An 18,985-nucleotide genomic window follows, 5' to 3' on the forward strand; every position below is an offset into this window, starting at 1 on the left:
CGTACTAGGTCATGACCATGCTCCTCGGTGGTCGGCGGCCCACGTCGCGAAGGTGCGGGCGCGACGGCCGAGGATCTTGTCGACCTCGTGGGTGACCGTGGGGGGTCGCTTCGTCTCGCGCTCGTAGCGCGCCATGAGCGCCCGGACGAAGCGTTCGTCGAGGCCGTTTCGGATCATCGCCTGGGCGGCCATGTCGGCTGGGACTTCCTGGAACCGCAGGGGCCTGCCGATCGCGGTGCCGATGATCGGGACCATCTCCTGCGGCGTGAGCGCTTCCGGTCCGGTGATGGGGATGGTCCGGCCGAGGAGGGTGTCGTCCAGGAGAGCCCGGACGATGACCTCGGCGACGTCGCGTTCGTGAATCACCGCTTCGGCGAACCCCGCATACGGGCCCCGGACGATGTCGCCGAAGGCGAGCTGGCCGCGCCACATCGCCAGGGTGTTCATCGCGAACGAGCTCGGCCGCACCACGACCCACGGTAGATCGCCTCCGGTGACGGCACGCTCCACCTCGGTGTTGCGGTCGCCGTTGAACCTGGACGGCTGGTGCTCGGGGGCGTCGTCGACGTTGATCGCCGACATCACGACCACCTTCGGCACGCCCTGGTCGGCGGCCAGCCGCAGGAGCTCCTCGGTGCCGTCCTTGGCGGCGCGGGGATGGACGAAGAGTCCGCGAACACCCTTCATTGCCACGCCGATCGCCTCGGGCGCGACGCCTTCCACCCCGGCCGGGAGCACGGCGCCGGGGGCACGGGACACGGCCCGGACCTCGACGCCCTCCGCGAGCAGGGCCTCCACAAGAGGACGTCCGATGATTCCGGTGGCTCCGGTCACGAGATACATGGCCATCATCCCTTCAGTTGTCATACATTACGGGAGTCATACTACATTCATTTGAAGGACAGATAATATGAGTTACGTAACACCTGTCCAGCGGAGGGCCGGAGTCGAGCTGAAGGAGGCGCTGCGACAGCTGAGCAATCAGCTGTCGCTGCTCAACCGGAAGGTCGGCGGTCGCCTGGAGATGAAAGACGTCGACCTCGACTGTCTCGATGTGATCAGCCGACTGGGCCCGCTCGGCCCGAGCGCCCTGGCACGCGAGACCGGGCTGCACCCGGCGACCGTGACCGGGGTCCTCGACCGGCTGGTGAAGGGGGGCTGGGTGTCCCGCGAGCGGGACCCGTCCGACCGGCGGGCCGTGGTGATCCGCAGGCTGCAGGAGCGTAACGCCGAGTTGCTGGGCCTGTTCTCCGGGATGAACACCGCCCTGGACGAGATCTGCGCCGACTACGATCCGCCCGACCTCGCTCTGATCACCGACTTCCTCCGCCGGGTGACGACCGCGGGCCACGGCGCGACGGAAAACCTGGACTGACCGATCAGTTCGGGGAATGGAACAGCCGACTGCTGACGGTCACTGTCGAGGCAGGAAGAACGACGCTCGGCAAGTCACGTCACACCTGGAGGCCCTGGCGCCAGGTGGGGTGTGCCGGGCGCCAGCCCAGTTCGCGCTTGGCTTTGGCGTTGGACGCGCCGCGCAGTTCGGTCATGAGCACGACGCCGGCCTGTCCGGCGGCCAGCCGTCCGATGAACCGGGGGACGCGCAGCGGCTTCTTGGCGCCCAGCATCGCCGCCAGTGCCGGCAGCCATTCGGCGACCGGGGCCGGGTCGTCATCGACGATGTTGTAGACACCGCAGCCGCCGTTCTCCACGGCTGCGACCGTGGCCTCGGCGGCGTCGGCGATGTGGACGAACGACCACACTCCGCCGCCGTCGCCGACGACCGGGAACTTGCGCTTGCGGATCATCTCCAATTGCTCGGAGCCTCGCGCCATGGAGGTGCCGGGTCCGTAGAACGCGCCGTAGCGCAGCACGATCCCTTCGATCCGGTCGGCGCCCAGCACGGCCTTCTCCAAGTGCTCGATCGCGGCGATCATCGGGGCCATCTGGCCGACCGGTGAGCGATCCAGGGCGGCTTGTTCGTCCTTGACCGGCCCACCGATCCGGGCATAGGTGAACGCGCCGTTGCTCTGGGCCACGAACCGCCGTACTCCTGTGGCGCGTGCCGCCGCGACCAGGTTGTCGGTCCCCTCGATCCGCAGCCGGTCGGTGGCGGCGAAGCTGCGTTCGAAATGGCGGGTGTCGACGTGCCCGATGGCGGTCAACTGGTGAACGATCACCTCCGGGGCCGCCTGGCGGACGGCCGCCTCGACCTGGGCGCGATCGAGAGCATCGGCGATGACCGGCTCCGCGCCCAGCTCTGCCACCCTGGCCTTGTCCGACTCCTTGCGGATCATGGCGAACACCTCATGTCCCGCGTCGACCAGACGCGGCACCAGCTGCTTGCCCATCGCTCCGGTCGCTCCTGCAACCAACACTCGCATCGTCAGCTCCCTGTCCGGTTCGGATTCGTCACTTGAACCGGACAGCCCGCCGTTCCCTGACAGGAATCAAAGGTGATCCACGTCACAGCACGAGGAGAGGCTCCCCGTGGTCGGCCGCCGCCCATTGCTCGGTCGCGCGTTCGAGCTTGTCGGGGTTCGCCTGGGCACGGCAGGCGGCGATGCCCTCGGCGGTGACCTCCAGGCACATGATGGCGACGACCCGGCCTTCCACGACGGCCACAATGGCGGGTTCGCCATTGGCGGTCCAGGCGTATATCTCGGGCGAGCCGCCGACGACGGCGCGCTTGGCCTCGGCCGGCTTGAACATGCCCCACACGAACTTCGCGACCGCGACGGCTCCCTCGAACGGCCTGGTGCGTGCCGGAACCTTCCCTCCGCCGTCGCCGATGGAGATGGCGTCCTTGGAGAGCAGGCGTACGAGCTCATCGGTCTGGCCGCTGGTGGCGGCCGCGAGGAACTCCTCGACGACCCGCTGAGCGGCGGCCTCGTCGATTTCGGTGCGGGCTTTGCCGTCCGCGAGATGCCTCTTGGCACGGTGAAAGATCTGCTGGCTGGCGGCCTCGGTGATGTCGAGGATCTCGGCGATCTCCCGGTGCGGGTAGTCGAAGGCCTCCCGCAGCACGTACACGGCCCGTTCGTTTGGGGACAGGCGCTCCATGAGGGTGAGGACCGCGTACGAGACCGACTCGCGCTGCTCAGCGGTGTCGGCCGGACCGAGCATCGGGTCCCCGGCGAGCAGCGGCTCGGGGAGCCACCGGCCCACGTAGGTTTCGCGGCGTGCCCGCGCGGAGGTGAGCTGGTTGAGACACAGGTTGGTGAGTACCTTCGTCAGCCAGGCCTCGGGGACCTCGATGCGATCGACGTCGGTGGCCTGCCAGCGCAGGAACGTGTCCTGCACGACGTCCTGTGCCTCGTCCGCGGAGCCGAGGAGACGGTAGGCGATGGCCTCCAGACGCGGCCTCGACGACTCGAACCGGTCGACGTCGTCCACCGTCAGAGGCATGACCTGATCATATCGCCCGGGCTGCCTCCGGCTGGTCACAGCCTTTCTTGTGGATCGAGGCCGCGGTTCCCGTGTGCGCGGCCATGTCACACGCACGCCCGTTCACGTTACGAACTACGTCTGGCCCTCAGCCGCATCAGCAGGCTGCCCCTCGACGACATCCTCGACCAGGACGGCGAAGCGCTCATCAGGCTCGGTGAGCCACCCGCGCCAGTTCCCGAACCGGCGCGATCCTGCTCCTTGAACTGGCTGCCGACCGCTCGAACGACCGACCCCGACGCCCGATGGCCATCCCCCGGACGACGTGCCGGCCGGCACTCAACCCCGGCACCCTGCGCGAGCAACTCCGCCAACACGGCTACATGAGCAGCAAGGCCCGCCCCGCCGCCGTCCGCCCACCTGTCCTACAGGCCCCCGCACGCCCGCTCGCTCGGCTTCCGCGACAGGAGCACCACCCACATCGCCGCCAAAGCCAACCGAACCTGGAACCGCTACGCCCCGGTGACCACACCAGGCGATGAGAACCGAGTTGCCGACCGCGGATCATGATCCTAAAGTCCGCCGCACGGTTCATCGCTCCATCGAAAACCACCCTGGCGGCTGCATGAGCACCCCTGACGACGGACCTCGCTGGCCTGCAGACAAGCTGACCGCGTTGCGCCTCGGCCAGCCGCTGACGGTCGAGATCGCGGCCAGCGGCCCCGGCCGCCGAGCCTTCGTCACCATCAACCCGGTGACCACGCCTGCCGACCACCAAGCGCGCCAAGAAGGCTGGAAACGGGCCGACCACACCCGCGAATACCGCCTGACGCACTGGGACTACGACGCCGACCAGATCGACGGCTTCGACTACGACCTCGGGGCCGTCCTGATCCGGAACGCGACAGCCACCGACGAGGCAGAACTGATCACCCTGCTCCAGGCATGGAGCCTACGCCCACAACCCCACCTAATGGCGGTGACGGACGCTCTTCACGGCAGGGAATACGCGCCAGCCGATTATGCGAGCTCACCAGCATCAACCCCGCGAAGGGGCGGAGCTGCGCGAGGCCGGGCCGAGTAGGGCGGAATGGCGGTCGGTGTGCGCCGTCAGGCTGGTGGGCGGTGCGGGATGCGATGGGTGCCGGACGCCTCCGGCGGCGCGGCGAATGGGTGGGCGGTCTCGCCGACGTGTGGGGACGCGATGCGAGTGCATCGCGCGTGGCCGCGGCCTGGGCAGGACGGTAGGAGGTCGCTCGTGTGGGGACTCGGTGGGCTCACGCGGTGCCGGATGCCGGATGCCGGCGCAGCTGTCGCGAAGGAATGCAGAACGGCACGCGGCGCGGGGCGGCTCGGCGCACGCGGAGTGAGAGTCGACGGCGTCCACGCGGATCAGCGCGAAGCCACCGCCTCCCACTCCGACGGTTCGTTGCGAGTTGAGGCATGCGGCCACTCACTACCGCCCGCAGGCCTGCATGCCAGCCGAGTGGGGACGGCAGTCGTCCTGGTGGAGCCGATCGAGGGGCCTGCGGGCTTTGGTGGACGTGACGCCGGGTCTATGTCGCGGACGCGGCGGACGTCGGGGCGGGGCCGGGCGAACTGGTGCGGGCCGGAGCAGTCGCCCACGCGGACGCCTTGCCGTGGTGAGGGTCGGACGAACGGACGAGCCGAGGCCAAGGCCGGAGGCGCGGGTGCCGGTCGAAGGTGAATGCACGGAGTCCCGGCCGGTGCGTTGGCGGAACCGAGCGGCCATCGGCGCCGGGGTGGGAGCAGCGGCTGGTCTCGTCTCTGCCGGCGTCCTGCTCCGGCAGGATCGAGGTCATCGTGGCGAGCGGAGGCCGGCGGGCGCCTCACGCGGGGCAGGCATGGGTGAGAGGCGGACCCTCGGACCTGTCCGGCCGGCGTCTGGACGTGCACCGCGTCCGGCCGCGCCGTAGAGGATGGGCGAAGAGTCAGAAGTCGCGGGTGGGGAGGACGCCCTCCAGCGGTTCGGGGATGGACAGATCCTCGCCCAGGGCGACTGAGGCGCTGTGAGTGTAGTCGTCGCCTCTTGGCTCGGAGAAGATCGTGGACTTGCCCTCCAGCCGGTCGATCAGCAGGTAAAGCGGGATGTCGGCGGCGGCGTATCCGTGGCGCTTGGGCCCGCGGTCGCGTTCGGCGCCTTTCCGGTCACGCGGACGGCCGGAGGTCACCTCCAGGACCATCGCCGCCCCGTCGGGTTTGCTGTGCCATTCGCGTCCCGCGAAAGCGCCTTTTGGGGCGGCGATGCCATCGGGTACGTACTCCCCCTCCGGGCTGATCAGCGTCAGGTTCCGGTGCAGGCGGAGCCCATGGACCTCCCGAACCCAATCGTCCACAGCCACAACGATGGTCTCGTGCTGCCCGTCGGGGGTCGGAGACACGATGATTTCCCCATCTATCAGCTCAGCGCGGAAGCCCGGCATCACGTCAAGTGCAGCAAACGCTTCGCGCAAGTCGTCACGGACATGTGACGGCTCTTCGGGCATAGCCGTCATCAGAACTCCCCTGTTACATCGCTCATTGCGTCGTAGCCCTCTGTGGTGGTGAGTACTCAGAACCTAACACCGACAAGGTTCTCTGACCCGCCTTAAACGCAGGTCGACGGCAACACCTGGCGCGGGATGTCGGTTGTGTGCGCCCAGGCGAGGGCGGTGGCGGGCGCGCTGGTCATGGTGGCGCCGTATCGAGTCGGGACGAGGCGCCGAGTGTACGGGCGCGGCGTCGTCGCACCCGTGCGGACGGACAGAGGCGCCGAACGCGCCCGGCGCCCGGCCGTATGGTCACGCCGCGCCGAACGCTTGATCGCCAGCACCGGCACGCAGTGGTGGCGGGGCGCCCCGGTGGCGGGCGGCACGCGGTAGGACGACGCACGGCGGCACAGTACGGCGCACCTGGAACAGGCGGCGAGGAGTTGCGGTCTGACAGCGCCACGCGCACGGGACGGGGCGGCGCGGAGCTGATAGCGCGCGCAGGCTAGGCGAGTGGGTGGCGGGCGCGAGTCCGTGTCCGAGAGCGGCGGACATGCGGACGAGCGTGGACGGACACCTCACATACGAAGCCCCCAGCCCGCGAGCATCGATCGGGCCAGGGGCTCTGTCTTGTCGGGTTCAGGTCAGGTCGAGGCTTCCGCCCTTGACCCGGTCGGCGAACGCCTGCCAAGCGGACGGACCGAACACCAACTTCGGCCCGTCCGGGTCCTTAGAGTCCCGCACCGCCACCGCCGCCGCCAAGTCCGCCACCTCGACGCACTGTCCCCCGGTGTTCGTACTGCGGCTGCTCTTCTGCCACCCCGCTGCGGCCGACGGATCCATGGACACCACCTCGACGCACGCGCCGCCGGAGGAGTCGCTTTGGCTGCCCTTGTGCCAGCTAATGGATACCGAAGCGATCTCGACGCACTGTCCACCAGTGTCAGCGCTGTGGCTGCTCTTGCGCCACCGCACAGCCGACGCCTGCTGCGAGTTCATAGCTTCTCCAAGATTGTTCGGAGCATGTCCACGGAGTCGTCAGCAGACATCGCTGCACCCCTGATCAAATCGAAACGTACCCCAAACTTCCGGACAGCGTCAGGGTGATCGACGAGCTGAGCACCAATATGGCCCTCGACATGCACTGCGTCCGGCTCATCCAGGAAGCTCATGATCGTGAATGCACCCAGGAGTCCTGCATAGGCGCCCTTCGAGCCTGGCACGATCTGGAGCGTGATGTTGTGTTCGTCCGCCAAGCCAATCAAGTGCTCAAGCTGCGCCTTCATCACCTCAGGGCTTCCAACCGGCCGACGGATGGCGCCTTCATCAAAGAGCGCAACGATGTTCGGTCGGGCTTCTCGGCCGAGGATCAGCCGACGCTCCATCCGAGTCGCTACGAGCTGCTCTACGGTCGCCGACGTCTTGTCTGACTTGATTACTTCGTATGCGTACTCAGGCGTCTGGAACAGGCCAGTGATGACCATGTTCTCGAAGATGTGCATCCCCGTGGCCTCGCGCTCCCGCGCGATGAAGTCGGGGAATCCTGGCGGAAGTACGGCGAGGCGCCCAAAGTCCTGGATCCACGCCCAGATGCGACAGAAGGATCCGTTCGTCCCGAAGAAGGTGTCGCACGCTCTGGCGAAGTCATCGGAAGGCGTCGAACTGCCCGACTCGATCTGCCCGATCCACTGGGGCGTGAATCCGAGCCTCTCCGCGAACTGCGGCCGGGACAACCCGGACGCTTCACGGTAAGCCCGAAGTTCTGTACCGAAGTACTCGGTCGGCGAGGACGGGACACCGGGATCGCGCGGACGACGGGGCACGGAGAGCCTCCAAGGTTCGAAAGCGCTGCGACTTTCTAATCGCACGCGGGGGGTTTCTTTCGCCGGGCTTCTTGCTCTTCCAGAAGATAACCCGATCACAGGAAGATTGGGAGCGGTAACGGAGAGAAATCGCACCGAAAGTTCAAACTGATCATGGACACGCCCGTCAACCCCGCTGACCAGGCGTTGGCCCGACTCCGCGAGGACTTCCAGGGTCACCGAATCTGGCGTGCAACACGCTACGACGGAATGCTCGGCGATTGGGTCGCCACTCTGCACGACCCTAAGGCCGGTGTAGATCCGACCGTTGTACGCAACACGGCAGAAGAACTCCGTAGGGCGCTCACCGACGAACTCAATCGCGCGTCCACCCGACGGACGTCCGAACCCAGTAAGTGGGTGTACTGGTAGATGAGATGGGTCGAACCGAAGAATCTAAAGGCCGCTGCCCCAACTTCTTCCATTACGGTCCATCTCGACCGACTTGCCCAAGAAGTCATGCGGGAGGGATGGAAGGCCGTCCCCCGCTACGACGGCCCGCACCCACTCCTCCGGGTCTTCGATCCGGCCGTGCCGGACTTCGGGGAGAGCATCACACTCGTCCCCGGCAGGACGCCGGACATCTGGTGGTACCAGGCGAGCACGGGCGAGGACCTGGCCCCGCACAACAAACCCAGTCGCGCGGCCGAGCGGATCACCCGGATCCTCACCCCGTACGTGACCGCCGCCCTCGCCGCACGGACACACCAGCGGGAGGCGACAGACGAACGACGTCCCATCCCCCGGCCCCATCCGGACCAACCCCGCGCGACGACGGTTGCCGAGTTGCAGCAACGCTCTGGCGTCATCTGCTGGTGGGGCACCCACACCGAGGAGTGGTGGGCGCTCATCCCCGGTGGGACACAATGGAAGCTGGTTAACGCACCCGACCCGGACGCCCTGACGCGGGCCATCCAGAACGCTCGCGCCCGCCACTAGTCGGGACTCAATCAGCCGCGCGGCTGGGAAGGTTCCCCTCCAGTCCCTTCCCAGCCGCGCGGTTTCCAGACAGGAACAGAGGTCCCGTAGGTTGGTAACCGGTTCAGCCATTCCTATTTCGTGAACATGGCTTCGCCCCAAGTGGCGTAACTAACGTTACCGTCGTTGCACTCTCCGCCCTTCATCCAGGTGGCGGTAAGCTTTATCTGGTGCGCGGATGAGATCGGCACTTCGATTTTATAGGCAGGCGCCCACACATCAGCTTCGGTGGTGTATCCGCCGGGGACCGGCTTCTCATCTACATACACTTGAAAGAAGATCCGGTACCGCTTTTCGGACTTCTCCGACAAGCCCACCCAGGTGGTGAACGTCTTCCAGTCGGATTCGATGTTGTAGGTAACCGCATGATCCGAATTACTGCATGCGCCAACCGCGACCGACACGCTGTGCGCGTATTGCTTTTTATCGATCTCCGCTCCGCCGATCTCCACTCCGAACCCCTTGTCGACGGCCTTGAGGTCGGAAAGGTACTGCACATCTAGAGATGGGGACGATCCGAGAGCTGGCGTAGTGGGCGAGTCACCGGCGGGCGGACCACCAACAGGCGACGAACTAACCGACGATGACGGCTTGCCAGTGGGCTCCGAAGTGCCGTTCGACGACTTGAACCACTCCAGGGTAATGCCCGTAACGATGGCGCCAATTATCGGTATGATCGCCAACAGGATCGCGAGTTTCGCCTTGTTGCTACGCAGCCAGTGTGGATCGTCGTTGGGAACGTTCGGCGCCACAATCCATCCACCTCGCAACTAACGCGTAGCAAGAGCCGGCAAAAAGATAATACTGTCCTTCTGGCGCTGCCTCATACGGTGGAAACACGGATCTTTCTGAGCAAGGCTCGCCTCGCTCCTTCCCAGGAGCGCCGTCACCACGTCCGTGACGCTTGGATGCCCTCTCCTCGCGAGGGACCGCGGCCCGCGGGGCCAACAATGGCAAGGATGAAACTAGGCCGCGACGGTCGATGAGCGTGGCCCCGCGCAGCACTACACCTCATGTGTACTGGATAAACCAGCCCTAAGATCAGGGAAGATTCAGCTCTTACGTCCACGCCCCTTCGCGGGCGGACGCCAGTCCTTGAGATCCTGCTCCGACAGTTCGTAGCGCCTGAGCTGCTCATCAAGGAAGGTCTCGAACTCCTCGGCCGGGATACCTTCCCACTCCGCGTCATACTCGCCGTGCCACTGCTTCACCCACGGCAGCACCTCGAGCAACCCGGCCAGGAGCGGAGTCAGCTTCTCCTCGCTCCAGCCGCCCTGCTCGGTCCGGTCGTTGACGATGTTGGCGAGCGCCTGCGCCTGATCCTTGTAATCCCAGCCGGCCCACCCGAGCAGCAAGGTCTCATCCGCGTCCGGGCTGGCCCCTGGATACGAGACGAACCGCTCCTTCGGCACATCCAGGCGTCCTCGCTGCGACCAATACGAGAATGTCTGGAAGTCCCCTGTCACATATTTCGATGGCACGGGGATATCAAGCCGCTTCCCGGTTTCGTCCTCCTCGCGCTGCATCCCCCAAACCTGCTCCCAGTCCTTGCGCTTACGCAGGCCGGAAGGCTTGTAGCGCAAAGTAGCCAAGTACGGGACATGCTCGTCCGTCACGATCTCCGCCAGGACCTTCGACAGCGGAAGATCTCGATTCTCGAGATGATCAGAGGCATACAAGGCAGCCGTGTTCTGCATGTCCGCATCGTCTTTAAACTGGTCGGCGAGCTGGCTGACAGTCAGCGTGCGCGGCTGCCTGAATCCGTCCCGCATCCTAGACCACAGATCGTCACGCTCACAACGATCGAGGATCCAGTTCCGAAGAGCAGCTTTCTCTTTAATCTCCCAAGGCTCGGCCGCCCAGCGCCGCTTGTACTCTGGCCGCTCGATCAACCCAATGCCCTTGGGCAACTTCTCAATGAAGTCGATCCGAGCCTCCATAACCCGCCGATACTCCTCCGGCCACCGCTCCGGAATCTCAGTCACCGGTTCTGATCCATGACGAGAGAACCAAACTGTCTCCGCTGCACCCTTGGCTACCTTGCGCGCAAGAAAGATCTCGAATGCACGCTCACCGAGTCGCACATCCGGAACCGACGAGATGTCCTTGCTCGTTGTTGCCTTCAGAGCGTCACTCTCTAGCAGGCCATAAGACCCATACATCTGCCAGTCAAGTTCCTCTTGGAGAGCAATCATCTGCTTCCGCAGATGCATCCATTTACCTTGCGCGTCATCAAGTCTCGTTCTCAACGGCACAGAGACAGAGACGAGGGCGTTCGGCTCTAGAGCGAGAGCATCCTGCGCAAGTGCATCCAAGGTAGCACCAATCTCTACAGGAGCACTGCCAGGCAGGGGAAACTCCTGAAGTTTGGTCCCAGTGAACTCGAAAAAGCGCTCCCATTCGTCGTGCATGAAGCCACCTGTGCCCGACTGGCTGCCCTTATCATGACTAACCTGCTTGAGCCAGAAGCAGGCCACCGAAGAGTTGAGTACACCCAGGAGCTTCAAGAATTCGCTTTCTTCGGCATCTTCGGGAAGCTTGATCACCGGCGCGGACTGTTTGAAGACCCTTCCACCCCGGTCCAACACAAAGTGATTGTGTGTCGCCACAAAAGCAAATGATATTGATAGCGGAATTCTATAGCGCCCAGTGAAAAACATCGAGTACTCAAACCACTTGAGTCCTCGCTCCAACTGATTCTTTCCAAATGCGACACGACCGCGCAACCCTGTGCGATAGGGCCAGAGGAGCATGGCAACTGATTCAGACTCTCTAGCTTCAAGCGAATCCGAATCGTAAGGCCACAGCGAAACAGTGGGCTCGTCAATCAAATAGTCGCGGACAGTATCCCCCTCCACGAGGGGGCGCTGCATCTCTATATCCACTTGCGCACGCCGCAAGGCTCCTGCGCCAATCATGTATACGCCGTCTTCTCGCGTAAGGGCTCCGGTGCCTATTTCAGAGACAATATCTCCCAACCTGCGCGTAGAACAATCCTCAACTGCAGCAAGTAGTTCGGCCGCGCCTCCACCGCTGAGCGACCACGGATGCGACTTGAGCGTCGCGCGATCGAGGTCGGCAACGCTGACCCACTCCCCGCTGCTCCCCCGATGACTATATTGCCCAACAATTGCCTTCCATACATAGCCTTCAGCCGGCTCCTTCGGCTGAGCAGGTTCCCCACGTACGCCAAGCACAGCACGAATGGGATCACCCTTGTAGGCAATGCGATTTCGTCCGGCCAGAATGACAGTTGGGGTGCCGTGGCCGGGGATATATGCACCAGATGTATCGATCACCTGAGTGAGATCGACCTGCCCATGGAACCACGAAATAAGTTTTCTGCCAAACTCCCGCTTCATAAAGGAGTTAGCAGTAATTTGGCCAGTAAAGCCTGCTGCCCGATCAACTCCGCCCGTCCGTATTGCAAGTTCAAAGATGCGCTGGGCAAAAGGAACCGAGAGTGCGTACTGACCCGAGGTTGTCTCATACGAGCGATAATTCTCGTTCTCCTGCTTGTCCTTGACCGTAATGTATGGCGGGTTGCCGACGACCACATGGTATGAGTTCCTGCCGAGAAGATCGCAGCATTCCTGGAACTTCTTCACGTCTTCCGTCTGGTATGTGAACTGTTCATCGTCCCCGAATAGGGACTCGGTAGGAGTGCGGGCGGCTCGGCCGTGGAGGAGGGAGTCTCCTACTGCGACATTGATCGGGAACACCGGGGCGTGGTCGAGGCGGGTTTCGCCGGCGGCGTTCAGGGCGGCGACGAGCAGACGGAAGCGCGCGATCTCGGCGGCGAAGGGGTTCTTGTCGCAGCCGTGGACGGATTCCAGCGTCCTGCGAATCCTCTCCCAGGTGTCCAGGCCGGGGGCGTGGACCTCCCACTTGGCAAGCAGACGCCGGAAGATGCCGAGGAGGAAGTGGCCCGAGCCGCAGGCCGGGTCGATGGTGCGGAGTCCGTGAACGACGGGCTCGTCGCCGGGCCATCCGGCGGGCTTGTGCTTCCAGGCCGGTTCGAGACCGAACTCCTCAACGGCGGGCTCAAGGGTCAGGTCGAGGATGAATTCCTCAACGAACTCGGGAGTCTGGAGCAGCGCGTACGTCTTCTTGGCGTGTTCCGACAGGTCCTGGTAGAGGTCGCCGAGGAAGCGGGTGTCCAGGTCCTCAATGTCAGTGAAGTCGTGGACGATCTGGCCGTCCGCGTCGAGGCGGCGCCAGAACTTGAGGAGCGCGCTGGCCGCCTCATAGGACGGCGTCAGCCCCCACAGCGGGTTGTGTGTCCGGTCGAAGAGCCCCGCGACGGTCTCGTTGGTGGAGGCGAGGTGCTCGAACGCGGCGATGAGCCAGTCCCGGTCGTTCTTGTCCGGGTGGTCGCGGAAAAACTGCTGGTGCCGTTCGTCCGCCTCGGTGAGGGCCTCGCCGGGGCCGGCGATCCGGGGAGACGCGATGAGACCGTTGTCCTCGCAGAACCTCACGAAGACGGTGGCGAGGATCCAGGCGACGGCGGCCTGCGTGACCCGGTCGTCCCGCCAGGCCCCAAACGAAAGCGCCGTGCGCTGGTGCTGGCGGGCGCGGTCGTATTCGTCCTTGAGTTTGGCGTGGAACTCCTGGCCGGGGTCCGTGCGGTCGCGCAGGTCGTCCTCAAGGGTGGTGACCTGCTTGCGGAGGTCCTTCAGCAGGGCCGCCTTGTCCACGCTCACTCGATCGGGTCCTTTCCTTCGACTTCGGCAACGTCAGGCGACGGTGGTGCCGCGGAGGCGCGTGATGAACGCCTTGTCCAGCACCGTCCATTCGGCGCGGCCGAGGGCCTCGACCGTCCGTCCGTCAAGGTTGGGTGTGGCGCGGGGCGCCTCGGACGGGCACAGCAGCCACAGTCCGTGCGGGGCGTCCGACGGGCGGCGCGCCGCGTTCTGCAGGCGGGTCAGCACGTCGTGCCCGCCGACGTCGAAGTAGCGGGCGAGCACGCCCGCGTTGTGCAGGAACAGCACCGTACGGGGCGGCGCGGCGTACTCCTGCAGCCTCTTCTCCGTCCGGTCCAGGACGCGGGTGAGGAACGAGCGGAGACCGCCGGGCATCTCGCCGGTGCGGGTGAGGCGCTCGTCCGCGCGGAGCACCTGCCCCCAGTCGGTGCCGTGCTCGGCGGCGAGGGCCCGGAACTCGGTGAGGAACACGTCCGCGACGTTCACCGGGACGACCGGGTACGCGGCGGCGATCGCGTCCGCCGTCCCCGCGAGCCGCTTGACGTGCACGGTCAGCGCGAGGAATCCGCCCTGCCGCGCGGCCGTGGCGAGTTTGGCGTCCGCGAGGTCCTCGGGCGCCTGCGCGGCGGCGTCGAGGCCGGGGCCGAGGCGGGTCGCGGTGGTGCTGCTGGACGGTGTCCGGGGGCGAACGGGCGCCGGGGCGACGAACCGCTGCGTCCCGGCGTCGTAGAGGAGCGGGAACCCGGCGTCGCGGAGCGCGTCCTCCACCTGGAGGTAGGTGGGCGGCGGCGTGTAGGCGTCCAGGTCGGGGAAGCGGGCGGCGACCCGCGTCAGCAGGTCGTCCAGGGTGATGCCGCGCGGGTACCGGACGCCCGCGCCGGCCTGCGACAGCCGCAGCGCCTTCGCCAGGTCCAGCCCGCGCGGGTAGAGCTGGAGCGTCGGGGACGCGAGCGCGACGGTGGCGACGGCTGCGGCGAGACGGACGAGGCGGGTGTCGGCGAGCGGGGCCATGCCCTCAGGCGGGGTGATCGCGCGTAGCTCTCTGATGACTTCGCCGCTGCCGGGGAGGGGGTCCTGGGTGGCGAGGCGGTCGGCGTGGACGCCCAGTTCCGTCGCGTAGTCGGCGAGCTCGGCGGGCGCCGGGTCGTCGGTGCCGGGCAGCGACTCCAGCGCGATGAGGACGCGGCCGGCGCGGCGTGTCCGGTCCAGGCGGGGTTCGTGGCCCTCCGCCTGCCCGGTGCCGGTGAACGTCTCGGCCTCGACCGCGGCGCGGACCACGGCGAGCGCGCGGGCCTGCGTCACCTCCGGGTCGGCGTCGGCGGCGCCGTGCCGGACGCGGAGCAGGTCCGCCAGCTCCGTCGCGGTCGTCACCCCGCCGTGGTTGCGGACCAGCGCGACCAGCTCACCCCGGACGGGGATGAGCCAGTCGGCCTGCGCCCAGCGCCCGATGGCGTCCTTGTGGTGGCGGGACACGGTCGCCTGCGCGACCTTCAGCCTCTTCGCGACGCTGCTCTGCGTCGGCCACGCGTCGCCCGCGCCGCCGTCCAGGCCGAGGAGGAGGCGGAGCGCCTTCACCTTGCCCGCGTTGCGCCGGTCGAGGGCGGGGACGAGCAGCGCGGCGAGATCGTCCACCCGCATCCCGGCGCCGGCGGCGGGGTCCGGTGGGCCGGCGACCGGGACGTCGGCGCGGCCCTGCAGCCGCGTCGTCCACTGCTTGTGCCGCCGGTTCAGCTCCTTCTTCGCGACCGCGCCCGCGCCGCGCGCCTTCGCGATCTGGTATTGCGGGACGTCCAGGAGCTGCCCGACCGTCGTCGCGTCGAACCCGGCCGCGATCGACACCGCGCGCGGCGACAGGCCCGCCGCGATCAGCGGGGTGTCCAGGGTCGCGGCGGCCGCGGCGGTGTCGCGGGCCGCCTTCAGCTCGTCCGGGCTGAGACCCGCGTCGGCCGCGGACAGCGTCTCCTGCGTGGTCGCGGGCGCCGTCGCGTCCGCCTTGTGGAAGATGTCCTGCCAGGCGGCCTCCATCTGCGCGAACGTGTCGAACCGCTGCGACACGTCCCGGTGCAGGGCCTTGCGGAAGAACGCCGCCAGGCCGTCGCGGAGCGCCGGCTCGAACAGCTCCGCCGACAGGTACGGGTGCTCGTCGTCGGTGGTGCGCGGGTCGGTCCGCTCGTCCCCCCACTTCGGCCGCTCCCCCGACGCCATCTCGTGCAGCGTCACCGCCGCCGCGTACCGCTCGGCGTGGTCGTCGAAGTCGGGGCGGGACGGGGTGCCGAGGAACGGGTCGAGGTAGCCGCGCGTCCCGGCGGTCGGGTCGCGGTCGGAGACGTCGGTCAGGGAGAAGTCGAACAGCTTCAGTTCCCAGGTGCGGTCGGCGCGGCGCAGCACCCCGAAGTTCTCCGGCTTCAGGTCGCGGTGCCGCACCCCCTTGGCGACGAGCTGGTCCAGGGCGCGGAACAGGTCCCGGCCGAAGCGTTCGAGCTGGTGGTAGGTGAGCTTGCCGTCGTCGTGGAGGGCGGCGGCGAGCGTCCGGTCGCCAGCGAACTCCAGGTCGAGGACGGTGCGGTCGTTGAGCGTGCGGGGGCCCTGGACCAACCGGACGATCGCGCCGCCGCCGACCTTGGCGAGCGCCTCGGCCTCGGCCTTGAGCCGGTTCGCCTTGGCCTCGTCCAGGGCGATCTTCAGGACGCGTTCCTCGGGGTCGGCGTCGTCGTCCTCGGTGGCGCGGCTGATGAGCAGCGCGCGGGACGTGGCGCCGGCGCCGAGGATGCGCTCGACCTTCCAGGCGCCGTCGTCGTCGCCGTCGACCGTCTGGCCGGGCATCGCGGTGAGCGGGTCGACGCCGGGATCGTCCTCGGACCGGGTCTGCTGGGCGGCGTCCTGCTCGGCGCGGTCCAGCTCGTCCAGGAACCGGTCGGCCGACTCCAGCCGGTTCGCCGGGGCGCCCTGCGTCGCGTCGAAGACGAGCTTGTCGATGCGTTCGCCGAGACCGTCCACGACCGCGTACGGGTGCAGGCCGCCCGCGCCGGTGACGGTGTCGATGAGGGTGGCGCGGTCGGGCGCCGGCGTCCTGCCGGTGAGGATGAGGTAGGCGACCGCGCCGATGCCGAACACGTCCAGGTCGACGGGATCGGCGTACGGCATGTCGAACTCGGGCGCCAGGTAGACCTGGGCGGCGTCCTCGACGAGGTCGCCGTCCACGCTGGACTGGCCGATGGACTTCGGGGTGGCGGTGTCGAAGTCGCGTGCCGCCGTCTGCCAGTCGATGATCCGCAGGGTGGGGGCGTCGTTCCTGACGCTGACATAGACCGAACGGGCGGCGAGGGCGCGGTGGTAGAGCGACCGGTTGTGCGCGTGCCGGACGGCCTCGGCGAGCTGCCGCACCATGTTCAGCCTGGTCTCCGGAGTGAGTTCGGGGCCGTGGACGTCGAGGAACGCGTCGAGCCTGAGGTCCCGGTGGTCGTGCCGGAACAGGATCGCCGACCCGCCCTGATGCTCCCGGATCTGCACCGCCTGCGCGATGCCCGGATGGTTGATGCCCTGGAGCACCTGGTACTCGCGGCGTGCCGCCCGGTCGACGGCGCGGCGCGCCTCGTCCGTCGCCTGCTGGTTGACCAGGTAGATCCGGACGCGTCCCTCTTCGTGGACGAGATCCTTGCGCTCGGCGAGCCGGTCCTCCCAGCCGGGGCCGGCGTCGAGGACCTGCGGCTCCATTCGCCACTCGTCCCCGAACCGGAGATGGGCCGTCGAATGGGAGATGCCCATCGCCTCCAGCATCTGCGGGAGCCGCCTGGAGAAGTCGGCGCTGATGGGCTGCTGGTTGCGTTCCGTGGGCCTGCCGAGCAGGTCGTCCCAGATCTTCCCGAGCCCGGTGTCGCGGTCGTTCCTGCCGTAGACGCGGGTGCTCTGCACCGTGTCCAGCTCGGACCGTAGGTCGGGGGCGCTGAGGAACACCGCCGGCTCGATCCTCGGCATCCGCATGGCGGAGAAGCCGCACTGCCTGGCCGCCCAGATGAGCCGCGACTTCAGCTCCTTGGACTTCCAGTCGGTGAGGCTCAGCGGGTTGCGGATGGTGCGCGCGCGGTCCTGGCCGTAGAACGTCCAGGTGGCGCCGCTGTTCACGACCCGGCCGGGATGCCCCTTCAACTCGACGAGATAGAGGCCGCCGGGAGTCGCGATGAACAGGTCGCATTCGTGGACCCGGCTGGACGGCGCGACGAACGAGAACGTGGCCCACGCCCGGTACGGCTCCACGTTGTGCATCAGGCCCTTGACGTGGTCGAGCCCGTCCTGCTCCCACGGATAGGGGGACTCCCGCTCCTGAAACCACCGCCGGACCGGTGCGGGCGGTCTGGGAACGGGCCTCCGCGCTTCGCTCACCGCACCCCGCTTCCCCGCGTCCTGGCCAGGTCCCGATCCTATCGACGGCCCGCCTCCGGCCCGGCCCGATTCCGTGTCAGAATCCGGCCACCACGCAGCGTCATCTCCTCCGCGGCCCGAAACGTCCCACGGCACCATCGGCGGCGTCGACCTGAAGGCAGGGAGGAGCAGGACCGGCGCGGCTAGCCTGTTCCGGTGGCCCTGGGTGATCTCGATCTTGAGCAGTGGCGAAGCCTGAGCGACCGCGACGCCGAGCAGTTGGCGGGCCGGATCGCCGAGCGGACGGGTGCCGAGGTGGTGGAGATCGGCCGCCGCGCAGGCGGCCGATACGCGTTGTTCCGGCGCGCCGACTCCCTGTACGGCCTGGTGCCTGGTGGGGACGTCCAGGTCGGCTATGACGGTGGCCGGTTCACCGCCTCTCCACGGCAGCTCGCCTCGTACGCCGAGTCGTACGAGGAGTACGGCGCGCCCGGCGAGGACTACGGCCTGCCCGCCGAGATCGGCGAGTACGTCGACATGGTGACCTCGCCGCCGCGCACCGCGCAGATCCCGCCGCTGCTGGTGGCGGTGGACGCGCGGGACGCCGGGCTCACCCGGGTCGCCCCGGACCATCCCCTCATCGCCGAGGTCGCCGCCCATGCGGGTGACCGCCGGGAGCTCCGGCTCACCTGGCCGCCCGGTGCCCGGCCGGCCCGCCAGGCGTGCATAATGCTGGACGCCGACGGATCGGTCACCGACGCCTGGCTGATGTTCTCGCTCGCCGACGACATCTCGCGCATGGCTGATGAAGGCATGCGGCTGCTCACCCCGGACGAGTGGGAACACGCCTGTGGCGGGGGCGCCACCACGTTGTTCCGCTGGGGCGACGACTGCCCCACGGACCGGTACCCGACCGCGCGCATGCGGCGGGACGGGGAGGTCGTGTCCCCCACCGGTCCGCAGCTGGAGCCGAACGCGTTCGGCCTGAACATCGCGCAGGACCCCTACCGCTACGAGCGCACTGCCGATTCGGCGGTCTGCTGCGGCGGCGACGGCGGCGGCATGATCGGGGGCGGGGCGGGCTTCTTCTGCGGCTGGCTCACCCTCGCCACGGCCTTCCGCGACGACGCCCATACCGAACAGACCGTCAACGAGGCCCGCGACCTCCTCGTCCGCCCCGCCATCCCGCTGGTCTGACGGGTCCGCC

13 protein-coding genes are annotated in these 18,985 nt (G+C 67.3%); 4 read left to right on the forward strand and 9 right to left on the reverse strand.

The genetic code is table 11. The annotated features are described in order from the left end of the window. Positions 1 to 9: 9 nt before the first annotated feature. A complete protein-coding gene (locus tag ACQPXG_RS25920; RefSeq protein ID WP_433461713.1) occupies positions 10 to 843 on the reverse strand; it encodes an SDR family oxidoreductase in 834 nt (277 codons plus the stop codon). Between the two features lie 67 nt (positions 844 to 910). On the opposite strand from ACQPXG_RS25920, the gene ACQPXG_RS25925 reads away from it, so the two are divergent. Beyond that, positions 911 to 1,375, forward strand: a complete 465-nt coding sequence (locus ACQPXG_RS25925; protein WP_433461714.1) for a MarR family winged helix-turn-helix transcriptional regulator — start codon at positions 911 to 913, stop codon at positions 1,373 to 1,375. Between the two features lie 79 nt (positions 1,376 to 1,454). Here the strand turns inward: ACQPXG_RS25925 and ACQPXG_RS25930 are convergent, their stop codons facing one another. Both ACQPXG_RS25930 and ACQPXG_RS25935 read right to left on the reverse strand, forming a co-directional pair. Continuing rightward, positions 1,455 to 2,384: an NAD-dependent epimerase/dehydratase family protein gene (locus ACQPXG_RS25930; protein WP_433461715.1), complete on the reverse strand. Its 930-nt coding sequence runs from the start codon at positions 2,382 to 2,384 to the stop codon at positions 1,455 to 1,457. Between the two features lie 82 nt (positions 2,385 to 2,466). Then, complete coding sequence (locus ACQPXG_RS25935) at positions 2,467 to 3,408, reverse strand: RNA polymerase sigma-70 factor (RefSeq protein WP_433461716.1); 942 nt, start codon at positions 3,406 to 3,408, stop codon at positions 2,467 to 2,469. 604 nt (positions 3,409 to 4,012) lie between these two features. On the opposite strand from ACQPXG_RS25935, the gene ACQPXG_RS25940 reads away from it, so the two are divergent. Next, the gene (locus tag ACQPXG_RS25940; protein ID WP_433461717.1) at positions 4,013 to 4,471 is read left to right on the forward strand and encodes a hypothetical protein; all 459 of its coding nucleotides are present in this window, start codon (positions 4,013 to 4,015) and stop codon (positions 4,469 to 4,471) included. Between the two features lie 868 nt (positions 4,472 to 5,339). Here the strand turns inward: ACQPXG_RS25940 and ACQPXG_RS25945 are convergent. The 3 genes from ACQPXG_RS25945 to ACQPXG_RS25955 form a co-directional block, all read right to left on the reverse strand. After that, positions 5,340 to 5,903 (reverse strand): Uma2 family endonuclease, encoded by a 564-nt coding sequence (locus ACQPXG_RS25945; RefSeq protein WP_433461718.1) that lies wholly within the window; start codon positions 5,901 to 5,903, stop codon positions 5,340 to 5,342. Between the two features lie 612 nt (positions 5,904 to 6,515). Further along, complete coding sequence (locus ACQPXG_RS25950) at positions 6,516 to 6,875, reverse strand: DUF397 domain-containing protein (protein WP_433461719.1); 360 nt, start codon at positions 6,873 to 6,875, stop codon at positions 6,516 to 6,518. Next, the gene (locus ACQPXG_RS25955; protein ID WP_433461720.1) at positions 6,872 to 7,918 is read right to left on the reverse strand and encodes a helix-turn-helix domain-containing protein; all 1,047 of its coding nucleotides are present in this window, start codon (positions 7,916 to 7,918) and stop codon (positions 6,872 to 6,874) included. Before ACQPXG_RS25955 ends, ACQPXG_RS25950 begins: the two co-directional genes overlap by 4 nt. Before the next feature lie 279 nt (positions 7,919 to 8,197). On the opposite strand from ACQPXG_RS25955, the gene ACQPXG_RS25960 reads away from it, so the two are divergent. Next, positions 8,198 to 8,677, forward strand: a complete 480-nt coding sequence (locus ACQPXG_RS25960) for a hypothetical protein (protein WP_433461721.1) — start codon at positions 8,198 to 8,200, stop codon at positions 8,675 to 8,677. A 113-nt stretch (positions 8,678 to 8,790) separates the two neighbouring features. Here the strand turns inward: ACQPXG_RS25960 and ACQPXG_RS25965 are convergent, their stop codons facing one another. The 3 genes from ACQPXG_RS25965 to pglW all read right to left on the reverse strand — a co-directional run bounded on the left by ACQPXG_RS25965 (position 8,791) and on the right by pglW (position 17,799). Further along, positions 8,791 to 9,468, reverse strand: coding sequence for an NPCBM/NEW2 domain-containing protein (locus ACQPXG_RS25965; RefSeq protein WP_433461722.1), 678 nt, complete (start codon positions 9,466 to 9,468; stop codon positions 8,791 to 8,793). Positions 9,469 to 9,768: 300 nt separating this feature from the next. Next, positions 9,769 to 13,419: a BREX-2 system adenine-specific DNA-methyltransferase PglX gene (pglX, locus tag ACQPXG_RS25970; RefSeq protein WP_433461723.1), complete on the reverse strand. Its 3,651-nt coding sequence runs from the start codon at positions 13,417 to 13,419 to the stop codon at positions 9,769 to 9,771. A gap of 33 nt (positions 13,420 to 13,452) precedes the next feature. Then, entirely contained in the window at positions 13,453 to 17,799 is a 4,347-nt protein-coding gene (gene pglW, locus ACQPXG_RS25975; protein WP_433461724.1) for a BREX system serine/threonine kinase PglW, read from the reverse strand. A gap of 195 nt (positions 17,800 to 17,994) precedes the next feature. Between pglW and ACQPXG_RS25980 the strand changes: the two genes are divergently transcribed. After that, complete coding sequence (locus ACQPXG_RS25980; RefSeq protein ID WP_433461725.1) at positions 17,995 to 18,975, forward strand: hypothetical protein; 981 nt, start codon at positions 17,995 to 17,997, stop codon at positions 18,973 to 18,975. Positions 18,976 to 18,985 lie beyond the last annotated feature (10 nt).

Origin of the sequence: Spirillospora sp. CA-128828 (genome assembly GCF_050945415.1) — a bacterium.
Classification (GTDB): domain Bacteria; phylum Actinomycetota; class Actinomycetes; order Streptosporangiales; family Streptosporangiaceae; genus Spirillospora.

Excerpts from the sequence above, each read along its gene's own strand:
- ACQPXG_RS25920 (WP_433461713.1), bottom strand. The coding sequence starts at position 843 with ATGTATCTCGTGACCGGAGCCACCGGAATCATCGGACGTCCTCTTGTG.
- ACQPXG_RS25925 (WP_433461714.1), top strand. The coding sequence starts at position 911 with ATGAGTTACGTAACACCTGTCCAGCGGAGGGCCGGAGTCGAGCTGAAG.
- ACQPXG_RS25930 (WP_433461715.1), bottom strand. The coding sequence starts at position 2,384 with ATGCGAGTGTTGGTTGCAGGAGCGACCGGAGCGATGGGCAAGCAGCTG.
- ACQPXG_RS25935 (WP_433461716.1), bottom strand. The coding sequence starts at position 3,408 with ATGCCTCTGACGGTGGACGACGTCGACCGGTTCGAGTCGTCGAGGCCG.
- ACQPXG_RS25940 (WP_433461717.1), top strand. The coding sequence starts at position 4,013 with ATGAGCACCCCTGACGACGGACCTCGCTGGCCTGCAGACAAGCTGACC.
- ACQPXG_RS25945 (WP_433461718.1), bottom strand. The coding sequence starts at position 5,903 with ATGACGGCTATGCCCGAAGAGCCGTCACATGTCCGTGACGACTTGCGC.
- ACQPXG_RS25950 (WP_433461719.1), bottom strand. The coding sequence starts at position 6,875 with ATGAACTCGCAGCAGGCGTCGGCTGTGCGGTGGCGCAAGAGCAGCCAC.
- ACQPXG_RS25960 (WP_433461721.1), top strand. The coding sequence starts at position 8,198 with ATGCGGGAGGGATGGAAGGCCGTCCCCCGCTACGACGGCCCGCACCCA.